Annotated in this window: 14 protein-coding genes; 8 read left to right on the top strand and 6 right to left on the bottom strand. The window is 38.0% G+C overall.

The genetic code is table 11. The features are described from left to right. Positions 1–129: 129 nt before the first annotated feature. The 4 genes from ABX891_RS18105 (at position 130) to kch (ending at position 5,295) form a co-directional block, all read left to right on the top strand. Complete coding sequence (locus tag ABX891_RS18105) at positions 130–981, top strand: alpha/beta hydrolase (protein WP_354630291.1); 852 nt, start codon at positions 130–132, stop codon at positions 979–981. Between the two features lie 115 nt (positions 982–1,096). Then, positions 1,097–2,749: a long-chain-fatty-acid--CoA ligase FadD gene (gene fadD / locus ABX891_RS18100; protein ID WP_354630290.1), complete on the top strand. Its 1,653-nt coding sequence runs from the start codon at positions 1,097–1,099 to the stop codon at positions 2,747–2,749. A 51-nt stretch (positions 2,750–2,800) separates the two neighbouring features. Then, positions 2,801–3,931 carry a ribonuclease D gene (rnd, locus tag ABX891_RS18095; RefSeq protein WP_011330127.1) on the top strand — a complete coding sequence of 377 codons (1,131 nt, stop codon included), beginning with the start codon at positions 2,801–2,803 and terminating at the stop codon, positions 3,929–3,931. A 188-nt stretch (positions 3,932–4,119) separates the two neighbouring features. Beyond that, positions 4,120–5,295 (top strand): voltage-gated potassium channel protein, encoded by a 1,176-nt coding sequence (kch, locus tag ABX891_RS18090; RefSeq protein WP_011330128.1) that lies wholly within the window; start codon positions 4,120–4,122, stop codon positions 5,293–5,295. 213 nt (positions 5,296–5,508) lie between these two features. Here kch and minE read toward each other — a convergent pair whose 3' ends face one another. The 3 genes from minE to minC are packed head-to-tail and all read right to left on the bottom strand — an operon-like array spanning position 5,509 to position 7,296. Then, entirely contained in the window at positions 5,509–5,775 is a 267-nt protein-coding gene (minE, locus tag ABX891_RS18085; RefSeq protein WP_024604840.1) for a cell division topological specificity factor MinE, read from the bottom strand. A gap of 1 nt (position 5,776) precedes the next feature. Beyond that, the gene (gene minD, locus ABX891_RS18080) at positions 5,777–6,586 is read right to left on the bottom strand and encodes a septum site-determining protein MinD (protein WP_011330130.1); all 810 of its coding nucleotides are present in this window, start codon (positions 6,584–6,586) and stop codon (positions 5,777–5,779) included. Positions 6,587–6,591: 5 nt separating this feature from the next. Next, entirely contained in the window at positions 6,592–7,296 is a 705-nt protein-coding gene (minC, locus tag ABX891_RS18075) for a septum site-determining protein MinC (protein ID WP_354630289.1), read from the bottom strand. A 155-nt stretch (positions 7,297–7,451) separates the two neighbouring features. On the opposite strand from minC, the gene ABX891_RS18070 reads away from it, so the two are divergent. After that, entirely contained in the window at positions 7,452–7,739 is a 288-nt protein-coding gene (locus ABX891_RS18070; RefSeq protein WP_008134235.1) for a YcgL domain-containing protein, read from the top strand. Then, complete coding sequence (locus ABX891_RS18065; protein ID WP_004334714.1) at positions 7,732–8,748, top strand: lytic murein transglycosylase; 1,017 nt, start codon at positions 7,732–7,734, stop codon at positions 8,746–8,748. Before ABX891_RS18070 ends, ABX891_RS18065 begins: the two co-directional genes overlap by 8 nt. Before the next feature lie 40 nt (positions 8,749–8,788). Here the strand turns inward: ABX891_RS18065 and ABX891_RS18060 are convergent, their stop codons facing one another. After that, the gene (locus ABX891_RS18060; RefSeq protein WP_024604845.1) at positions 8,789–9,334 is read right to left on the bottom strand and encodes a GbsR/MarR family transcriptional regulator; all 546 of its coding nucleotides are present in this window, start codon (positions 9,332–9,334) and stop codon (positions 8,789–8,791) included. 204 nt (positions 9,335–9,538) lie between these two features. Between ABX891_RS18060 and adhP the strand changes: the two genes are divergently transcribed. After that, on the top strand, positions 9,539–10,549 hold the full coding sequence (gene adhP / locus ABX891_RS18055; protein WP_024604846.1) for an alcohol dehydrogenase AdhP: 1,011 nt from the start codon (positions 9,539–9,541) through the stop codon (positions 10,547–10,549). Positions 10,550–10,687: 138 nt separating this feature from the next. On the opposite strand, the gene ABX891_RS18050 is transcribed toward adhP, so the two are convergent. Together ABX891_RS18050 and ABX891_RS18045 are read right to left on the bottom strand one after the other, a co-directional pair. Continuing rightward, positions 10,688–13,108 carry a TonB-dependent receptor gene (locus ABX891_RS18050; RefSeq protein ID WP_354630288.1) on the bottom strand — a complete coding sequence of 807 codons (2,421 nt, stop codon included), beginning with the start codon at positions 13,106–13,108 and terminating at the stop codon, positions 10,688–10,690. A gap of 218 nt (positions 13,109–13,326) precedes the next feature. Beyond that, on the bottom strand, positions 13,327–14,604 hold the full coding sequence (locus ABX891_RS18045; protein WP_354630287.1) for a Xaa-Pro dipeptidase: 1,278 nt from the start codon (positions 14,602–14,604) through the stop codon (positions 13,327–13,329). A 154-nt stretch (positions 14,605–14,758) separates the two neighbouring features. On the opposite strand from ABX891_RS18045, the gene ABX891_RS18040 reads away from it, so the two are divergent. Then, positions 14,759–16,600 carry a DUF885 domain-containing protein gene (locus ABX891_RS18040; protein WP_354630286.1) on the top strand — a complete coding sequence of 614 codons (1,842 nt, stop codon included), beginning with the start codon at positions 14,759–14,761 and terminating at the stop codon, positions 16,598–16,600. Positions 16,601–16,660: the final 60 nt, after the last annotated feature.

The raw sequence follows: 16,660 nt of genomic DNA, 5'->3' as shown, positions 1-16,660 counted from the left end.
TTTATATTTTTTGCTTTCTTTAGATCATCAAGATAATTAAATAGCGAATTTTGCACCATTTTCTCGGTTAGTGGTCTGACAACTTGTATGCTATAAATAATGATGCTCTAAATTAATAAAGGACTTGCCGTGCAGCCATTTAATATTAAAACCAATAACTTGAATATTCATGGCTTAAAAGTAGGTTCTGGGGATGAAATAGTAATAGCGTTGCATGGTTGGTTAGATAACTGCCACAGTTTTATACCAATGTTAAGTAAAGCTAAGCCAAAGCACACTTGGTACTGTATTGATTTTGTGGGGCATGGTTTATCATCTAGGCGAAGTGATGATGCACATTATTATTTTGTTGATTATATTGATGATGTGTACCAACTTATTAATGCGCTTGGTGTTAAAAAAGTTCATTTAGTTGGACATTCGATGGGAGCCATGGTTGCAGGGCTTTTTGCTAGTTGCTTTGGTGATTATGTAAAATCTGTTACCTTTATTGAGGGGATTGGGTGTGTTACGACTCCTAGCGAAGGTGTATGTGAACTGCTAAAAAGTGCAGTATTAAATAGAGCGCGTTTAAAAAATAAGAAGCAGAGAGTTTATAAATCGAAAGAGCTTATTTATGAAGCACGTGCTCAAACAACTGATTTGAATAGTGAGCTTATTGCTCTTTTAATGCAGCGAAATATAAAATCGGTTTTAAATGGTTATACATTAACAACTGATCCAAAGCTTAAAAATCACTCAGGTTTTAGGTTTGATGAGGCGCAATGTATTGGTGCAATAAAAGATTTAATTGCACCGTGTCAATTAATTTTAGGTAGCGAAGGTTATTCGTTTGTAAAACAAAATCTGGCAAAGTATATTAGTTATTACAATAGCTTAAAGGTAATTAATGTAGATGGTGGGCACCACTGTCATATGCAAAGTAGTGAACACTGTTTTAAGCATATTCAAGACTTTATGCTGCAAAATGGTGCATGTTAATTGTAAGTTTACGTAAAATGTGGGATTATTCCTCCATTAGAGTATTTGCTCAATTGTTAAAGCGCCTTACTTAGATTAAGGTTAATAAAAATATAATTATAAACAGGGGCTAAGAGTGGAAAAAATTTGGCTTAAGCGCTACCCAGAAGGTATGCCTGAAACTATCGATCCTGAGCACTATGCCTCATTACTCGAAGTGTTTGAAAAAAGTTTTACCGACTACAAAGATTTACCCGCATTTACAAATATGGGTAAAACCTTGTCTTATGATGAAATTGATACTGCAACTAAAAAAGTTGCGTCTTATATTCAAAATGATTTAGGCCTTAAAAAATGTGACAAAGTGGCAGTTATGATGCCTAATTTGTTACAAACGCCCATTGCTATTTTAGGTATTTTACGTGCAGGCTGTGTTGTTGTTAATGTAAACCCACTCTACACAGTGCGTGAACTTGAGCACCAACTTAAAGATTCTGATACTTCAGCAATTTTTATATTGGCTAACTTTGCCGATACACTCGAAAAAGCGCTACCGCATACCGATGTTAAACATATTGTTGTTACCCAAGTAGGTGACATGATGGGTGGCATTAAAAAGCATGTTGTAAACTTTGTTGTTAAGTACATTAAAAAGATGGTGCCAAGCTACATTTTGCCAAATACCATAGATTTTTGCGACTTACTTAAAGCCGACGAAAATGCCTATGTACGCCCAGAGGTTAACTTAAGTGATTTAGCTTTTTTACAATATACCGGCGGAACAACGGGTGTATCTAAAGGCGCAATGTTAAGCCACGGTAATATGGTAGGTAATCTTGAGCAAGTTTCAGGATGTTTAGACCCAGTGCTTGAGCGCGGTAAAGAAGTGGTAATAACTGCGTTACCGCTTTACCATATTTTTGCATTAACGGCTAACTGCTTAACATTTATGAAGTACGGCGGATTAAATGTACTTATAACTAACCCACGTGACATGCCTGGTTTTATTAAAGAATTAAGTAAAGCTAAATTTACTGCTATTACGGGTGTAAATACTTTATTTAATGGTTTGTTAAACACGCCAGGATTTGCCGAACTTGATTTTAGTCACTTAAAAATGTCATTAGGCGGCGGTATGGCTGTACAACGCCCAGTTGCTGAAAAATGGCAAACAGTTACAAAATCTAAATTAATGGAAGGGTATGGTTTAACCGAGTGTTCTCCTTTAGTTACCGTTAGTCCTTATGACTTAACGGCATATAATGGCTCAATTGGTTTACCGGCTCCAAGTACCGAAATCAAATTAATTCTTGATAATGGCCAAGAAGCAGCAAAAGGTGAACCAGGAGAGCTTTGGGTTAAAGGCCCGCAAGTTATGCTTGGTTACTACAAACGCCCAGATGCAACCGCTGAGAGCTTACAAGATGGCTGGTTTGCTACCGGTGACATAGCAACTTATGACGACGAAGGTTTCTTTTATATAGTCGATCGTAAAAAAGATATGATTATTGTCTCGGGCTTTAATGTATTCCCTAACGAAATTGAAGAAGTTGTTGCCATGCACGATGGAGTGCTTGAAGTAGCAGCTATTGGTATCCCTCACGATACGAGTGGTGAACAAGTTAAAGTTTTTGTTGTAAAAAAAGACCCTTCTTTAACTGAAAAAGATATAATAAAACACTGTCGTGATAATTTAACTAATTATAAGGTGCCTAAGCTTGTTGAGTTTAGGGATGAGTTACCTAAAACTAACGTAGGTAAAATACTCAGAAGAGCCTTGAAAGATTAGCAACCATTAAAAAAGCCGACAAATGTCGGCTTTTTTATTGTAGGAGACTAAGTGCACTACCAATTAATTGAAACCCAAAATCAGCTTAATACTTTTGTTGAGCAAATTAAAAACAAGCCCGTTTTAGCCATAGACACAGAGTTTATGCGTCGTCGTACTTTGTACCCAGAAGTTGCACTTATTCAAGTTTATGATGGCGAGCATTTAGCACTTATAGATCCACTGGCAGAACTGTCATTATTCGATTTTTGGCAAATCTTAAAAGATCCTGCTGTTTTAAAAGTATTTCACTCTCCTTCAGAAGACATAGAAGTTTTTCAAAAGTACGCTGGGTTTGTTCCTACGCCGTTATTCGATACTCAATTTGCACTGCAAATTTTAGGCGAAGGAAACTGTATGGGCTTTGCTCTAATGGTAAAAACTTTATTGGATATTGAAATAGATAAAAGTGAATCACGTACAAATTGGTTGCAACGGCCATTAACAAATAAACAATTAGAGTACGCTGCTGCCGATGCCTATCATTTATTACCCTGTTTTAATCTTATTATTGACAGTGTAAAAGCCGCCGATTTATTTAATATTGTTATTAGCGAAAGTGAGTTAGTGGCTAATAAGCGTGAATTTCAAACCCCAGATGAGCTGCTCTATAAAGACATTAAAAATGCGTGGCAACTAAGGCCACATGAACTTGCAATATTAAGAGAGCTGGCTGTTTGGCGTCGAAATAAAGCAATTCGTAAAAATTTAGCACTTAACTTTGTATTAAAAGAACATAATATGACAGAAATTGCTAAACGAGGCCCTGCAAGTTTAAATGCATTAAGGCAAATTCCGGGCGTTGAGGCGATAGAAGTGAACCGCTCGGGAGTCGAAATACTAAAGTGTATTGAACAAGCAAAAGCATTACCTGAGGAGCAACACCCAGCAATTTTAAAGCGTTTAATAGACTTTCCTAGTTACAAAAAAGTAGCGAAAGAGATAAAACAAAAAATTAATAAAGTTGCCAAAGAACATAATATTCCAGAGGATGTAATGGCTTCTAAAAAGCAGGTTAATCAACTAATTAGTTGGAATTGGAAATTATCTGCAGCACAAAAAGAGCAGCATATTAAACCAGATTTGCTTAGTTCTTGGCGCTATTCTTTTGTAAAAGATACGCTAAAAGAATGGGATGTTTGATCGTATTTAAGTCTCTAAGGTTAGCTTACATAGATAACTTACTTAATAGTGTATTGAGCTAACAGGTATAAATACTAAGCTATTATAAGTGCACCTATTATTGGGAGGCAGTTATAATAGCTTTATTAATTTATTTGCTATTCATTTAGTGGTGTTTTTTATATACCACTGTTATTAAAGTGCTTTTTATGAAAGTTGAAACAATAAAACGTAAACTATTAGAACTATGTAAACCAGCTTGGATATTAGCTATTTTGGTTGCTTTTAATGGTTACTGGCTAATTAAACCTGTTGTTGCACGTATGCTCGAAATGCTACCGGGTGTATTAAACTGGTCGCTCGATTGGTTAAATTTAATTGATAAAATAGGAATAACAGAACTACCGCGCTTTATTTTAGGTGCAGGCTTAATAATAATGTCGGTTGGCTTAGCTTTAAAAGCACGTTTAGCGTGGGCTTTTTCACTGATACTATTAATAGTGGTCGCGGTTATTAGTATTTCATCGTCAAGCTCTGGGCTAATATTATTGTCTTACACTATGGTTGTGAGCATGTTACTACTCGTATACTGGAAAAGCTTTGATGGCTCTAGTATTACCGCAGGTAGTTTGTTTGCTCTAACCAGTACAGGCGCATTAATGCTTTATGCTGTGTTTGGCACTTTGTATTTAGGCAGCGAGTTTAGTACCCCTATCACCGATTTACCCACTGCATTTTACTTTTCTATTGTGAGCATGTCGACGGTAGGCTATGGCGATCTTTACCCTGTAACGTCTACAGCGCGATTATTTACCGCATCAATTATTGTTATGGGTATTACCGTTTTTGCTACTTCGATCAGTGCTATTATAGGCCCTGTGATTGGTGGTAATCTTAAAAAAATTGTTAAAGGTAGGATTTCGAACGTAATGAGAAAAAATCATTTTATTATTTTAGGTATTTCACCCACCGCACACAGTGTTTATGCCGGTTTGGTAGAGCGTGGCGATGCAGTTACTTTAGTGTGCCCAACAGGGTCTGAACACGAATATCCGGTAGATGCAGACATTGTTTATGGCGACTCAAGCTCAGCCGATATCTTAATCGAAGCGGGCGCTAAAAAGGCAAATTATATTTTAGCGTTACGTAATGATGATGCTGAAAATGCGTTTAGTATTTTAGCGGCTAAAGAAGTTGCTGGCGAGGACACCAAAACAATTGCTTTGGTTAATTCAAGTAAACATATTCCGCAAATTAAGCGCGTAAAACCTGACGTGGTATTTTCATTGCAACTACTCGGTAGTGAGCTGTTAGTGAGAACGCTAAAGGGTGAGACTATTGATAATAAATTGATCACTAAATTGTTCTTTGGTGATGCAGAATAAGCTCGGCTAATTACGGCAATGCTTAACTACTTATATAATAACCTTAAGTGTTAACTAAACTAGTTAACTTCAAGTTAAAATATAAGAGCTTAAATAACTCTCTTATTTTAATTTTAGGGTGAAGCTAAAAAGTAAAATTGTTAAACATAAAAAAGCCGTTCACTTTAATGAACGGCTTTTTTGCGAGCAGTAATTTAATGCTTAATTACTGCCTTATACTTTTGGCTCTTCGTCAGGCAAGGTTACGTTTAGCTCAAGCACGGCTAAGTCATCTTCGTTCTGATCAAATTGAACTTGGACTGCGTCACTGCTCACGTTAACGTATTTACGGATCACATCTAAAATATCTTGTTTTAATTGTGGTAAGTAATCCGGCGTTCCTCGTTGAGAACGTTCGTGCGCGACTATGATCTGCAATCGCTCTTTTGCTAATGACGCACTGTTTTTCTTTTCTGAGCGGAAGTAGTCAAGTAAAGACACGTTAACCTCCAAATATCCGTTTGAATAAACCTTTTTTCTCTACATCTAAGAAGCGAAAGTCGACAGTCTCACCTAGTAAGCGGCTAATCGCATCTGCATAAGCTTGTCCTGCATCAGATTCGCTGTCTAAAATAACAGGTTGGCCAGAGTTAGATGCACTTAATACTGCTTGAGACTCAGGAATAACGCCTAATAAATCAATCGCTAAAATATCCTGAATATCTTCAACCGATAACATTTCACCTTTAGAAACACGATCTGGATTGTAGCGAGTAATTAATAGATGTTCTTTTATGTTTTCTAAGCCTTCTTCAGCGCGCTTAGACTTACTGTGTAAAATACCTAAAATACGGTCTGAATCTCGCACTGACGACACTTCTGGGTTTGTTGTAACAATTGCTTCATCGGCAAAGTACATAGCCATCATAGCGCCAGCTTCAATACCCGCTGGTGAATCACAAACAATGTAATCAAAGTCTTCTTTTAATTCGTTAAGCACGCGCTCAACACCTTCGCGTGTTAGGGCGTCTTTATCACGAGTTTGTGATGCAGGGAGTAAAAATAGTTTATCAACGCGCTTATCTTTAATAAGAGCTTGATTTAAATTTGCTTCACCATTAATTACGTTTACAAAGTCGTACACTACACGACGTTCACAACCCATAATTAAATCTAAATTACGTAAGCCAATATCGAAATCGATAATAACTGTTTTGTAGCCTTTTAATGCTAAGCCTGTACCAATTGCGGCACTTGAAGTTGTTTTACCAACACCACCTTTACCCGAGGTAACGACAATAACTTTTGCCATGAGATTTATCCTTTAACCAAAGCTGAAATTTCTAATGATTCATTTTTTTGTTGTATCTGCACAGCGCTACCCCAGTGTTCACCTTGCAGTGAATCACTGATCCAGTAATTGCCATTAATAGAAACAAGTTCTGCTTCTAAGCGATTACAAAATATATGTGCGTTTTTAAACCCTTTTGCGCCAGCGATTGCTCTACCACGTAGGGTTCCGTATATATGTACGTTGCCATCTGCAATAACTTCTGCGCCATGGCTTACAGCACCTAGTACCACTAAATCGCGATCTTTTGCATAAACTTGCTGACCAGAGCGTACCGTGCCATTAATTATTTGTGCAGGCAAGTGCACTGTTTTTTCAACAATAGAGGTATTGGGTTCTTTTTTAACAGATTCACTCTTAACGTCTTGTGAATAATTTAATACCGATAGGCCAGCTGCTTTGGCTTGCGTATGTTGCTCGTCTGAGCCATTACACACACCAACCGCATTAAAACTCATTCGCTCGATTAATGATTTTAAGTGAACAAAATCAAGTGAACTGTTTTTAATTTCTATTAAATTAACGACAATAGGCGCACCCTCAAAAAACTTAGGGGCCTGGGCTATTTTTACATACAGTTGTTCTGCTAAAAGGTTTATATCAGTACTATAAAGATGCAAAACTGATAACGTAAAAAGATTCCCTTTTAACTCAAAAATTTGTTCTGACATACACGCTCAATTGATTTGTCTGATTAGAAATTAATTTTAGATAAACGTAGGCTGAATAGGGCCTTTATTGAAATTTCTAATCTAATTTTTCTAACTTATTATTACTCTCATGTTATAGTGTGCGGCATTGTTAAGCAAGAATTTATAGGGCCATAATGCTCACTGCAGTATATAAAAGTAAGAAAAAAGCGGATACGTTCTTATTTGTTGAAAAAAGAGATGATTTTAGTAAAGTTCCGGAACCTTTGATGACCATGTTTGGTCAACCTGTTTATGTGATGATCATCAATTTAGCAAAACGTGAGCATTTAGGTGGGGCAGATTTAGAAACTGTAAAAGCAGCGTTATCAAATCCTGATAAAGGCTACTACTTACAAATTCCACCACCTGAGCAAAATTTGCTAAGCCAATTACGAAAAGACAATGGAGTTGATAGTGATTAAAAAACTTATCGTTATATTATGTGGTGTATGTTTAAGCTCACCTGTTATGGCAAAAACTCAGGCTGAATTTCAAGATTATTTAGCGAATTTAAAGCAAGAAGCTATCGCAAAAGGTTACGAAGCCAAACTTATTGACGATGCGTTTGCAACAGCAACGTATAAAGAAAAAGTGGTTTCGGCTGACAAAAACCAGCCAGAAGTAAAAGAAACCCTTGAAACGTATTTACCAAAACGTGTACCACAATGGAAAATTGACCGCGCACGTAAGCTTTACGCAGAAAACAAAGAGGTACTTGAAAAAGTAGCGAAAGAGTTTGGCGTACAAGCACGCTTTATAGTGGCGCTTTGGGGACTTGAAAGTAACTTTGGTACAATTCAAGGCGGACATAACGTTATTTCATCATTAGTGACACTTGCTTTTGATGGACGCCGAGAAGCACTTTATAAGCGCCAACTTTGGGCTGCACTGGATATTTTAAAGTCGGGCCACATAACGCTTGATAAATTTAAAGGCTCTTGGGCAGGCGCAATGGGGCAAACGCAATTTATGCCTACCTCTTTTAATGCTTACGCGGTTGATTACAATAACGATGGTCGTAAAGATATTTGGACTACAAAAGAAGATGCTTTTGCCTCAATTGCTAATTATCTAAAACAAGAAGGCTGGAATGACTCTCTTACGTGGGGTCGCCAAGTTCAGTTACCTGAAAACTTTGATAGTAAATACGTTTTAGTGCGTGGTACCAAAACTCGCAAGCAGTGGTTAGAATATTGGAATGACTCAGAGCGCTCATTAGCTGATTGGCAAGCACTGGGTGTTCGTAAAGCTGATGGTTCTGATTTACCTAATGTAGACGTACGTGCTGCGCTGGTTATGCCTGATGATATAAATGGCCGTATGTACTTAGCGTACGATAACTACAAAGTGTTTATGCATTGGAATCGCTCGTATTACTTTGCTACTAGTGTAGGTTACTTGTCGGATAGAATTGGTTATCCAAAAATCTAATTCTTAAAATATACCTATAAATAAAGCCGCAATTGCGGCTTTATTCTTTTTTGAATATCTTTTCTTTTAGGTCAATAACTTTACCAATTCCAGAACCTAGCTTCATTAGCTTATTAAGTTGCTCTGGCGTTAAACGCTGTAGTTCTGATGACCATTTAGTGACGGTTTCAAGTAGGTTGTGAATCTCACCCATTTGTTTTTGTGCATAAAGCTCATCATCGTTACTGGCTTCGTCTAATAAGTTATCGCGTAGTAGTGTTAAGGTGGGCTCAATTTCACGTTTTTTACGTTCTTCAAATACGCGATTTGCCATATCCCAAATATCGCCAGCAGGGGCGTAGTACTCTTTACGATCGCCAGGAATATGCTGTATTTTAATTAACTGCCACGATTGCAGTTCTTTAATACCCATACTTACATTACCGCGAGAAATACTAAGCGCATCTGCAATCTCATTAGCTGTCATTGGATTTTTAGTAATAATCAGCAAACCACACATTTGCCCAATTGTACGATTGAATCCCCATCGGCTGCCCATCTCACCACAATGCATTACAAAGGCAAAATTCTTTTCGGATAAACTCATAGCTTAGTAACTTTCAGTAATTTCAGAAAGTAAATGCTAGCACGCTCATTTTGGATAGCAAGTTCTTAGCCATTTTATAAATTGATTTTAACGACTAAAGTATAATTTAGATTAATATTTATACATCTATATTGGGATATGTTGTACACAACAATACGTAAATAAATCCTTATTTTTAATTTTTTCACATACGATGGAATGACTATGAAAGCTGCAATTAATAATGAATACAAAGGTAAATTACAAATAACAGACTTACCAATTCCTGAGGTGGGAATAAATGATGTTTTAGTAAAAATAGCGGCCTGTGGCGTTTGCCATACCGATTTACATGCCTGTCATGGGGATTGGCCAGTAAAACCAAAAATGCCATTAGTACCAGGGCACGAAGGTGTCGGTGTTATCGAAAAAGTCGGAAGCAACATTAAGCACTTAGAAGTTGGCGATAGAGTGGGTATTCCTTGGCTCTATAGTGCATGTGGGCACTGTGAGTTTTGCCTAGATGGCAAAGAAACACTGTGTTTATCGCAGCACAATACGGGCTATTCTATTGATGGTAGTTATGCAGAATATTGTTTAGCACATGGCGACTACGTGGTAAAAATACCTCAGGGATTAGGCTTTTCTGAGGCTGCTCCATTATTTTGTGCAGGTGTTACAACCTATAAAGCATTAAAAGTATCTGGTGCTAAACCAGGGCAGTGGGTTGCTATTGTTGGTGTAGGCGGGCTTGGGCACTTGGCCGTGCAATATGCTAAAGCAATGGGTTTTAATGTAATAGCTGTTGATACAGGCAAAGAAAAACTCGCGCTTGCTAAAGAGCTAGGCGCAGATATCACCCTCGATTTTAAAGAGGTGGTTCCAAGCGAAGCTATTTTTGAACAAGTCGGTGGCGCGCATGGTGTTGTGTGTACTGCAGTGTCTAAAGCTGGGTTTGAACAAGCCTATAAAAGTGTACGCCGTGGCGGTAAATGCGTATTAGTGGGATTACCTCCAGAGGATATGCCACTTCCTATTTTTGATACTGTGCTTAATGGCGTTTCAGTAGTTGGCTCTATTGTTGGTACACGTAAAGATTTGCAAGAATGCTTGGAATTTGCAGCGCAAGGTAAAGTAAAAGCGATTATTGAAGAAAAACGCTTAGAGGACATTAACGAAATTTTTGATGATATGCTCAAAGGTGAAATTAACGGTCGCATAGTGGTTACTATTTAATTTAGATTAAGCGTTTATAAAACACAAAAAAGCACGGCTTCTAAATTAGAAAACCGTGCTTTTTAAGTATTTAACTAACCTGAGCGCTGAAAATAGCTGCTTGAGATAGATTTATTATCCAGAGTTCAGGTTAGCTAGTTAAAGTGTGTAACTAAAACTTAGTTTTGCATTACGCTCTTCCCCTGGCATACCACCTAAAAACATCGCTTTTGAGTAATACTTTTTGTTGAACAAGTTATTTAAGTTTAACTGCATATGCCATTTATCAGTTGTGTACGATAGAGCTGTATCGTAAGTTGTGTAACTTGGTACATAACCATCAGGAATCGAAAACGAACTTGAATTAGTACTTCTGTTATCTACAAATGTAATACCACCACTTATATTTACAGCTTCAGGTAAATTAAACATATCTGCGTAGTAGGTTACCCACGTACTTGCTGTTACGTAAGGCACACCTTTTTGGCGTGTGTCGTAACTGCTGCTGTTAGGATTACTTTTGTCACGTGCATCTTGATAAATACCGTTTACGTTTACTTTCCATTTATCGTTCAAGTAAGCATTTAAATCAAGCTCAACACCTTTTGTTTGCTCTTTACCATCATAATAGCTTTCAGGTACATCTGAGCCTGATGTTAAAGCGTCATAAAGCGGGTTTGCGTATTCTAAATTAGTACGAGAGCTTTCAAATATAACAACAGATGCGAGTAGTTGGTCATCAAACGCTTTAAATCTAAAGCCTAGGTCGTTACTTATAGACTCTGAATCTTCTCGGTCAGCTTCATTACCTGCCACTGAGCCTAATACACTATACGCTGTACGGCCTTTTGAATGATTTACAAAAACAGATAAATCTTCAGATGGCTGATACGTTGCACCAAGGTTATACGTTAAGCCAGAATCTGATGTACTCGCTTCAGGTGTTGGCTCTGCACGGCTAGAACTGTAGCGCTCATCAACACCAAAGTGCTCATAAGTTTGCTCAATTCGGTTATACGCCACACCAATACGCGTTGTAAGTTCTTCAGTTATGTAACCAACATGTTGAATGCCTAAGCCCCATGCTTGTACTTTTTTATTGTAGTCACTTGTTTTAAGCGGATCGTAATCTTCAAAGTTACCGGTTGGCCAATTTGGTTCTCTTATATCGTAAATATACGGCAAAGAACCTTGGTACGTTACATCACCATCATTGTTTGTGAGTACGTAATCCTGATCCCATATTGAGAATTGTTTAAAACGAATATCTCTATCTTCGTAGTTGGCGTTAACTAGTAATTCGTTATCTACGTCGCCTAACATAAAGTCATAACGTAAATCTAAGAAGTACTGCCATGATTTTTCATCTGCTTCTACTTGGCGGTATTCTTGGCGGCGTGCTGCATACGGGTAAAGTACACCGTCTTCAACTAATGGAGCACGAGGGTCGTTATTAATTATTCCATCGCGTGTTGAATAGACGTAGTTATATGCACCTGTTTGGCGCGCAAAACTTGATGTGTAGTTACGGTACTGTAGCTGCTGGTTTAAAAACAAATCGTCAGTAATGTAATAGTTATGCGTTAATTTAAAACGCAGTTCTTCACCTTCGTTAGCATCAGCCATTGGTGAAATAATACCATTTGTGCCAAAGCTATAAGGTGTTAAGCCATCAGATGCTGATAATGAATTAGCAAGTTGGTCGCGTTGTGCATCACTTAACTGTACACCGCTTCCTGTCGGATCGTTTACTAAATCGGCACCAGTTACTTCACCCGCGCTTAAGCCATTTGCAGTTTCTGCATTGTAAATACGAATAGGGTGACCAATAGAATCAACCGCTATTTCATCTTTTATATAGGCTGCAGAAAGCATGATGTTTTGTCTGTCGTTTAGCACGTATTTAAGCGAGGTATAAATTTCGTCGCGATCTTCTTTTAAATCGCGAAAGCCGTCACTTGACGCTGTTTTAGCCATTACACGATAAGCTAAATCATCTGTTATAGCGTTAGTGCTATCAAACGATAATGAATAGCTATCCCACTGGCCAAGCTCAGCCGCAACTTTGTGTTTTTCTTCGAACTCGGGTTTTTTTTCAATTAGGTTAATTACGCCACCTGCACTACCAATGCCATATAAACCTGTTGCTGGGCCTTTTAAAACCTCAACAGATTCAACATTTGTAAGTGAACGAGTTGGGTTAAATGTATTACCCAGGCCTGCACCACCGTACATACCATCGTAGGTGTAGTTTGCATCTAAACCACGAATTACTAAGTTATCACCAATACCGTAATTATTACCTGCTTGTGTTAAGCCACTTACGTTTCTAACTAAATCTTGTAAGCTATCCACACCTTGAGATTCAATCAGTTCTCGGTCAATAATTACTACCGGTGCAGGTGTTTCCATTAAAGACATGTCTGATTTAGTAGCAAGACCAGAGCTCATCACCACACGGTTTTGCTTTTCGTATACGCTGATGCGTTCAATATCAGCATCAACTTGTGTATTTTGGGCAAATGCCACATTTGCATTTAAACAAGCAAGAGTAATAAGAGAGTACTTAAACGTTTTCATAGAGTGATAACTATTCGCGTTATTGAATTTGCGCGAATGATAATGGTTATTGTTTTTAAAGTGAATAGAAAGTTCATTTTATTTGATTAAATAAAACTGTTCGGATAATTAATAGACAAAAGCGAGTCTAATAGGGGGACGGTGACCCTTTTATGGCATATTCAAGATAGGTGAGAGTTTTATTAAGGCTGAGTAAACTCAGCCTTAATAGCGTGTATTTACAACTGGTTTTTATAAACAACACCTGCTTTCATTACAAAAGGTACTGCCTCTAAGGTTTTAATACTTTTAAGAGGATTTGCTTTTACCGCAATTATATCAGCTGCAAATCCGGTTTTAATTTGTCCTAACTGAGTATCCATTTTTAATAACTTAGCGCTATTAATAGTTGATGCTTGAATGGCTTGTAGTTCTGTCATGCCAAATTCAACCATGCGGCTAAACTGTTTTGCATTATCTCCGTGCGGGTAAATTGCTGCATCGGTACCGAACACCATTTTAACACCCGCTTTTACAGCACGGCTAAAGCTATCACGCTGCCTTTTAGAAACTTGGCGCTCTTTATTTAGGTTTTCTTCGTCTACGCCGTTTTGCTCGCCATAAGTTAGCGTATATTCGGTGTTATAAATATCCATAGAAAGCCAAGTTCCATGCTCTTTGGCAAGCGCTATGGCCTCGTCATCTAAAAAGCTGGCGTGTTCAACGCTATCAACACCTGCTTTAATGGCTGTTTTAATCCCGCTTGTACCGTGTGCATGAGCTGCAACAGGTAAATCTCGCATATGGGCTTCATCAACGATGGCTTTCATTTCTTCAAAAGAATACTGCTGTGCACCTACTTTAGTCCCTTTTGAAAATACTCCACCTGTGGCGCAAAACTTAATAGCATTTGCCCCGTATTTAATATTTTCGCGTACTTTTATACGCGCAGCCCATGGACCGTCTGCGACGCCACTTGAAGTATATTTAAGCTCAGGAGGTAATCGGTTGTTATCACAGTGCCCGCCAGTAATGCCGAGTGATGGGCCTGCAGCCCAAATACGAGGGCCAACTATGTCACCCGCATTTATGCCGTCACGCACGGCTATGACGCTGTAACCTTCTGCGCCAACATTACGTACTGTTGTAAATCCGGCTTCTAAGGTTTTTTTAGCAAAATGAGCCGCTTTAATCGTCATTCTAGGAACTGATTGACCCAAGCGTTCACTGCGCGGAACCGTAGGGTCGCTTGTTAAATGCACATGCATATCCATTAAACCTGGCATAAGGGTTAAATCAGGGAGTTGAATATGTTTATCATCTTTAGACAGCGTTGGTTTTTTATTTTGTTCAATGTTTGTAATTACGCCATCATCAATAGTAATTAAAGGGGATTTAATGAGTTTGCCATCTTTAACATCAACCATGGCTTTAGCTGATAGGTATGTAACTGCATGGGTATTAAAAGCGGTTAAGCAAAGTAAGGCAATAGAGGTGCTGAGTAGTTGTTTTTTCATTTTATTTTTCTTTTAAATCATATTTTAATTAATAGAAATGTAACAAGTTCAGATAAAAGTGCAAATTTAATACGATGAATGCAATCTATCGTAATTTCTTTATTAAGCACGCTTTAATGCGCATAATTAAGAAACGATATTAAAAAGGATTATCATGAAATCAATTAAATTAGCATTAGTTGCCAGTGGCGTTATGTTTGCTTTAAGTGGCTGTATGAATACTGAGCTTAGTACACACACTAATACCAGTACGCAGTTAAACACGGTTAACGCATCGGCAGGTATTGTTTCAGAGCTTTCGGCAGAGCAACAGCTCGATGTACTTGTTGCACAGTATTACGATGAATCGCTCACATATAGCCCTATCAGCGCAACGTACAATGGTCGTAACGAGTTTAACGATCAATTTACGCCTGAGATTTCAAAAGAAAATAGAGCTAAAAAAGCGGCTTTTTATAAAAAATATCAACAGCGTTTAAACTTTATAGATAAAGCACAGTTAACAGGGCAGTCGCTTTTAAGTTTTGAAATATTAGAGCGCGACCTTGCACTTAAATTAGAAGGCATGCAGTTTCCTGATTATTTACTACCAATAAATCAAATGGCGGGTGCGCATAACACCTTTGCAGGTTTTGGTTCAGGTCAAAGTGCTCAGCCGTTTAATACCGTTGAAGATTACACGGCTTTTATCTCGCGTAGCGAAGGTTTTGTAAAGTGGCTTGCAAGTGTAGAGCGTTCAATGGCGCAAGGCATCAAACTAGGTATTACGTTACCAAAACCACTTGCTGAAAAATTACAGCCACAATTTGCAGCTCATGTAGTTAAAAATCCAGAGGATTCACTATTTTGGGGACCAATTAAAAAATTACCAGAATCGTTTAGCGAACAACAAAAGCAAAAAATTACAGCGCAGTATCGTCAATTGATTATGCAGCACTTAGTACCGGCTTATAAAAGTATGAGTGACTTTTTAGCTAATCAATATATTCCTAATAGTCGAGAAAGCGTAGGTTACAGTGACTTACCAAACGGTAAAGCATGGTACGAATACCAAATTGAGAAAAACACGACGCTTAGCTTATCTGCAGACGAAATTCATGACATTGGTTTAAGTGAAGTGTCGCGCATTTTAAGCGAAATGAAAAAAGTAAAAGAAACCGTAGGCTTTAAAGGTGAGCTATCTGAATTTTTTGATCATTTACGTGATTCAGATGAATTTTACTACGACACGCCCGAGGAGTTAATTGCGGCATATGAAAACGTTAAGAAAAAAATAGATGCGCGTTTACCTCTACTTTTTAACATAGCACCCAAAGCACCTTACGTTGTAAAAGCGGTTGAAGCATACAGAGCGCAGTCGGCAGCCGGTGCATCTTATGCATCACCGGCACCGGATGGCTCTCGCCCAGGTATTTTTTATATCAATGCTTATAACTTAAAAGCGCAGCCTAAATTTTTACTCGAAACTTTATCAATTCACGAAGCAGCCCCAGGTCATCACTTTCAAATAGCACTTCAGCAAGAAATAGAGGGCTTACCTGATTTTCGTAAATTTGGTGGCTATACCGTGTTTGCAGAAGGTTGGGCGCTTTACGCAGAAAGCTTAGGTAAAGAGCTAGGCTTATTTACCGACCCTTATATGTGGTATGGACGTTTATCGGATGAGCAATTACGCGCAATGCGTTTAGTGCTTGATACTGGTTTTCATGCAAAAGGGTGGACGCGTCAACAAGGTATAGATTACATGCTTGCAAATTCATCTATGGCTAAAAGTGATGTAATTGCTGAAGTAGAGCGATATCTTGCATGGCCAGGACAAGCGCTTTCTTACAAGTTAGGGCAATTTAAAATTCAAGAATTACGTGATTTTTCTAAAAGAGAACTCGGTGATAAATTTGATATTAAAGCGTTTCACACGCAAATATTAATTGATGGCGCATTACCAATGCCAATTCTAGAGGAAAAAATTAAGCGTTGGGTTAAATCTCAAAGCTAATTTGTAGCGCCAAGCCAGTACTTTGAAAGGGTATTGGCTTTGCGCCATTTACAGCAATAC

The sequence above is a fragment of the Pseudoalteromonas sp. NCIMB 1079 genome, assembly GCF_040567695.1.
In the GTDB taxonomy this organism is placed as follows: Bacteria; Pseudomonadota; Gammaproteobacteria; order Enterobacterales; family Alteromonadaceae; genus Pseudoalteromonas; species Pseudoalteromonas distincta.
This window is presented reverse-complemented; position numbering and strand designations above follow the sequence as displayed.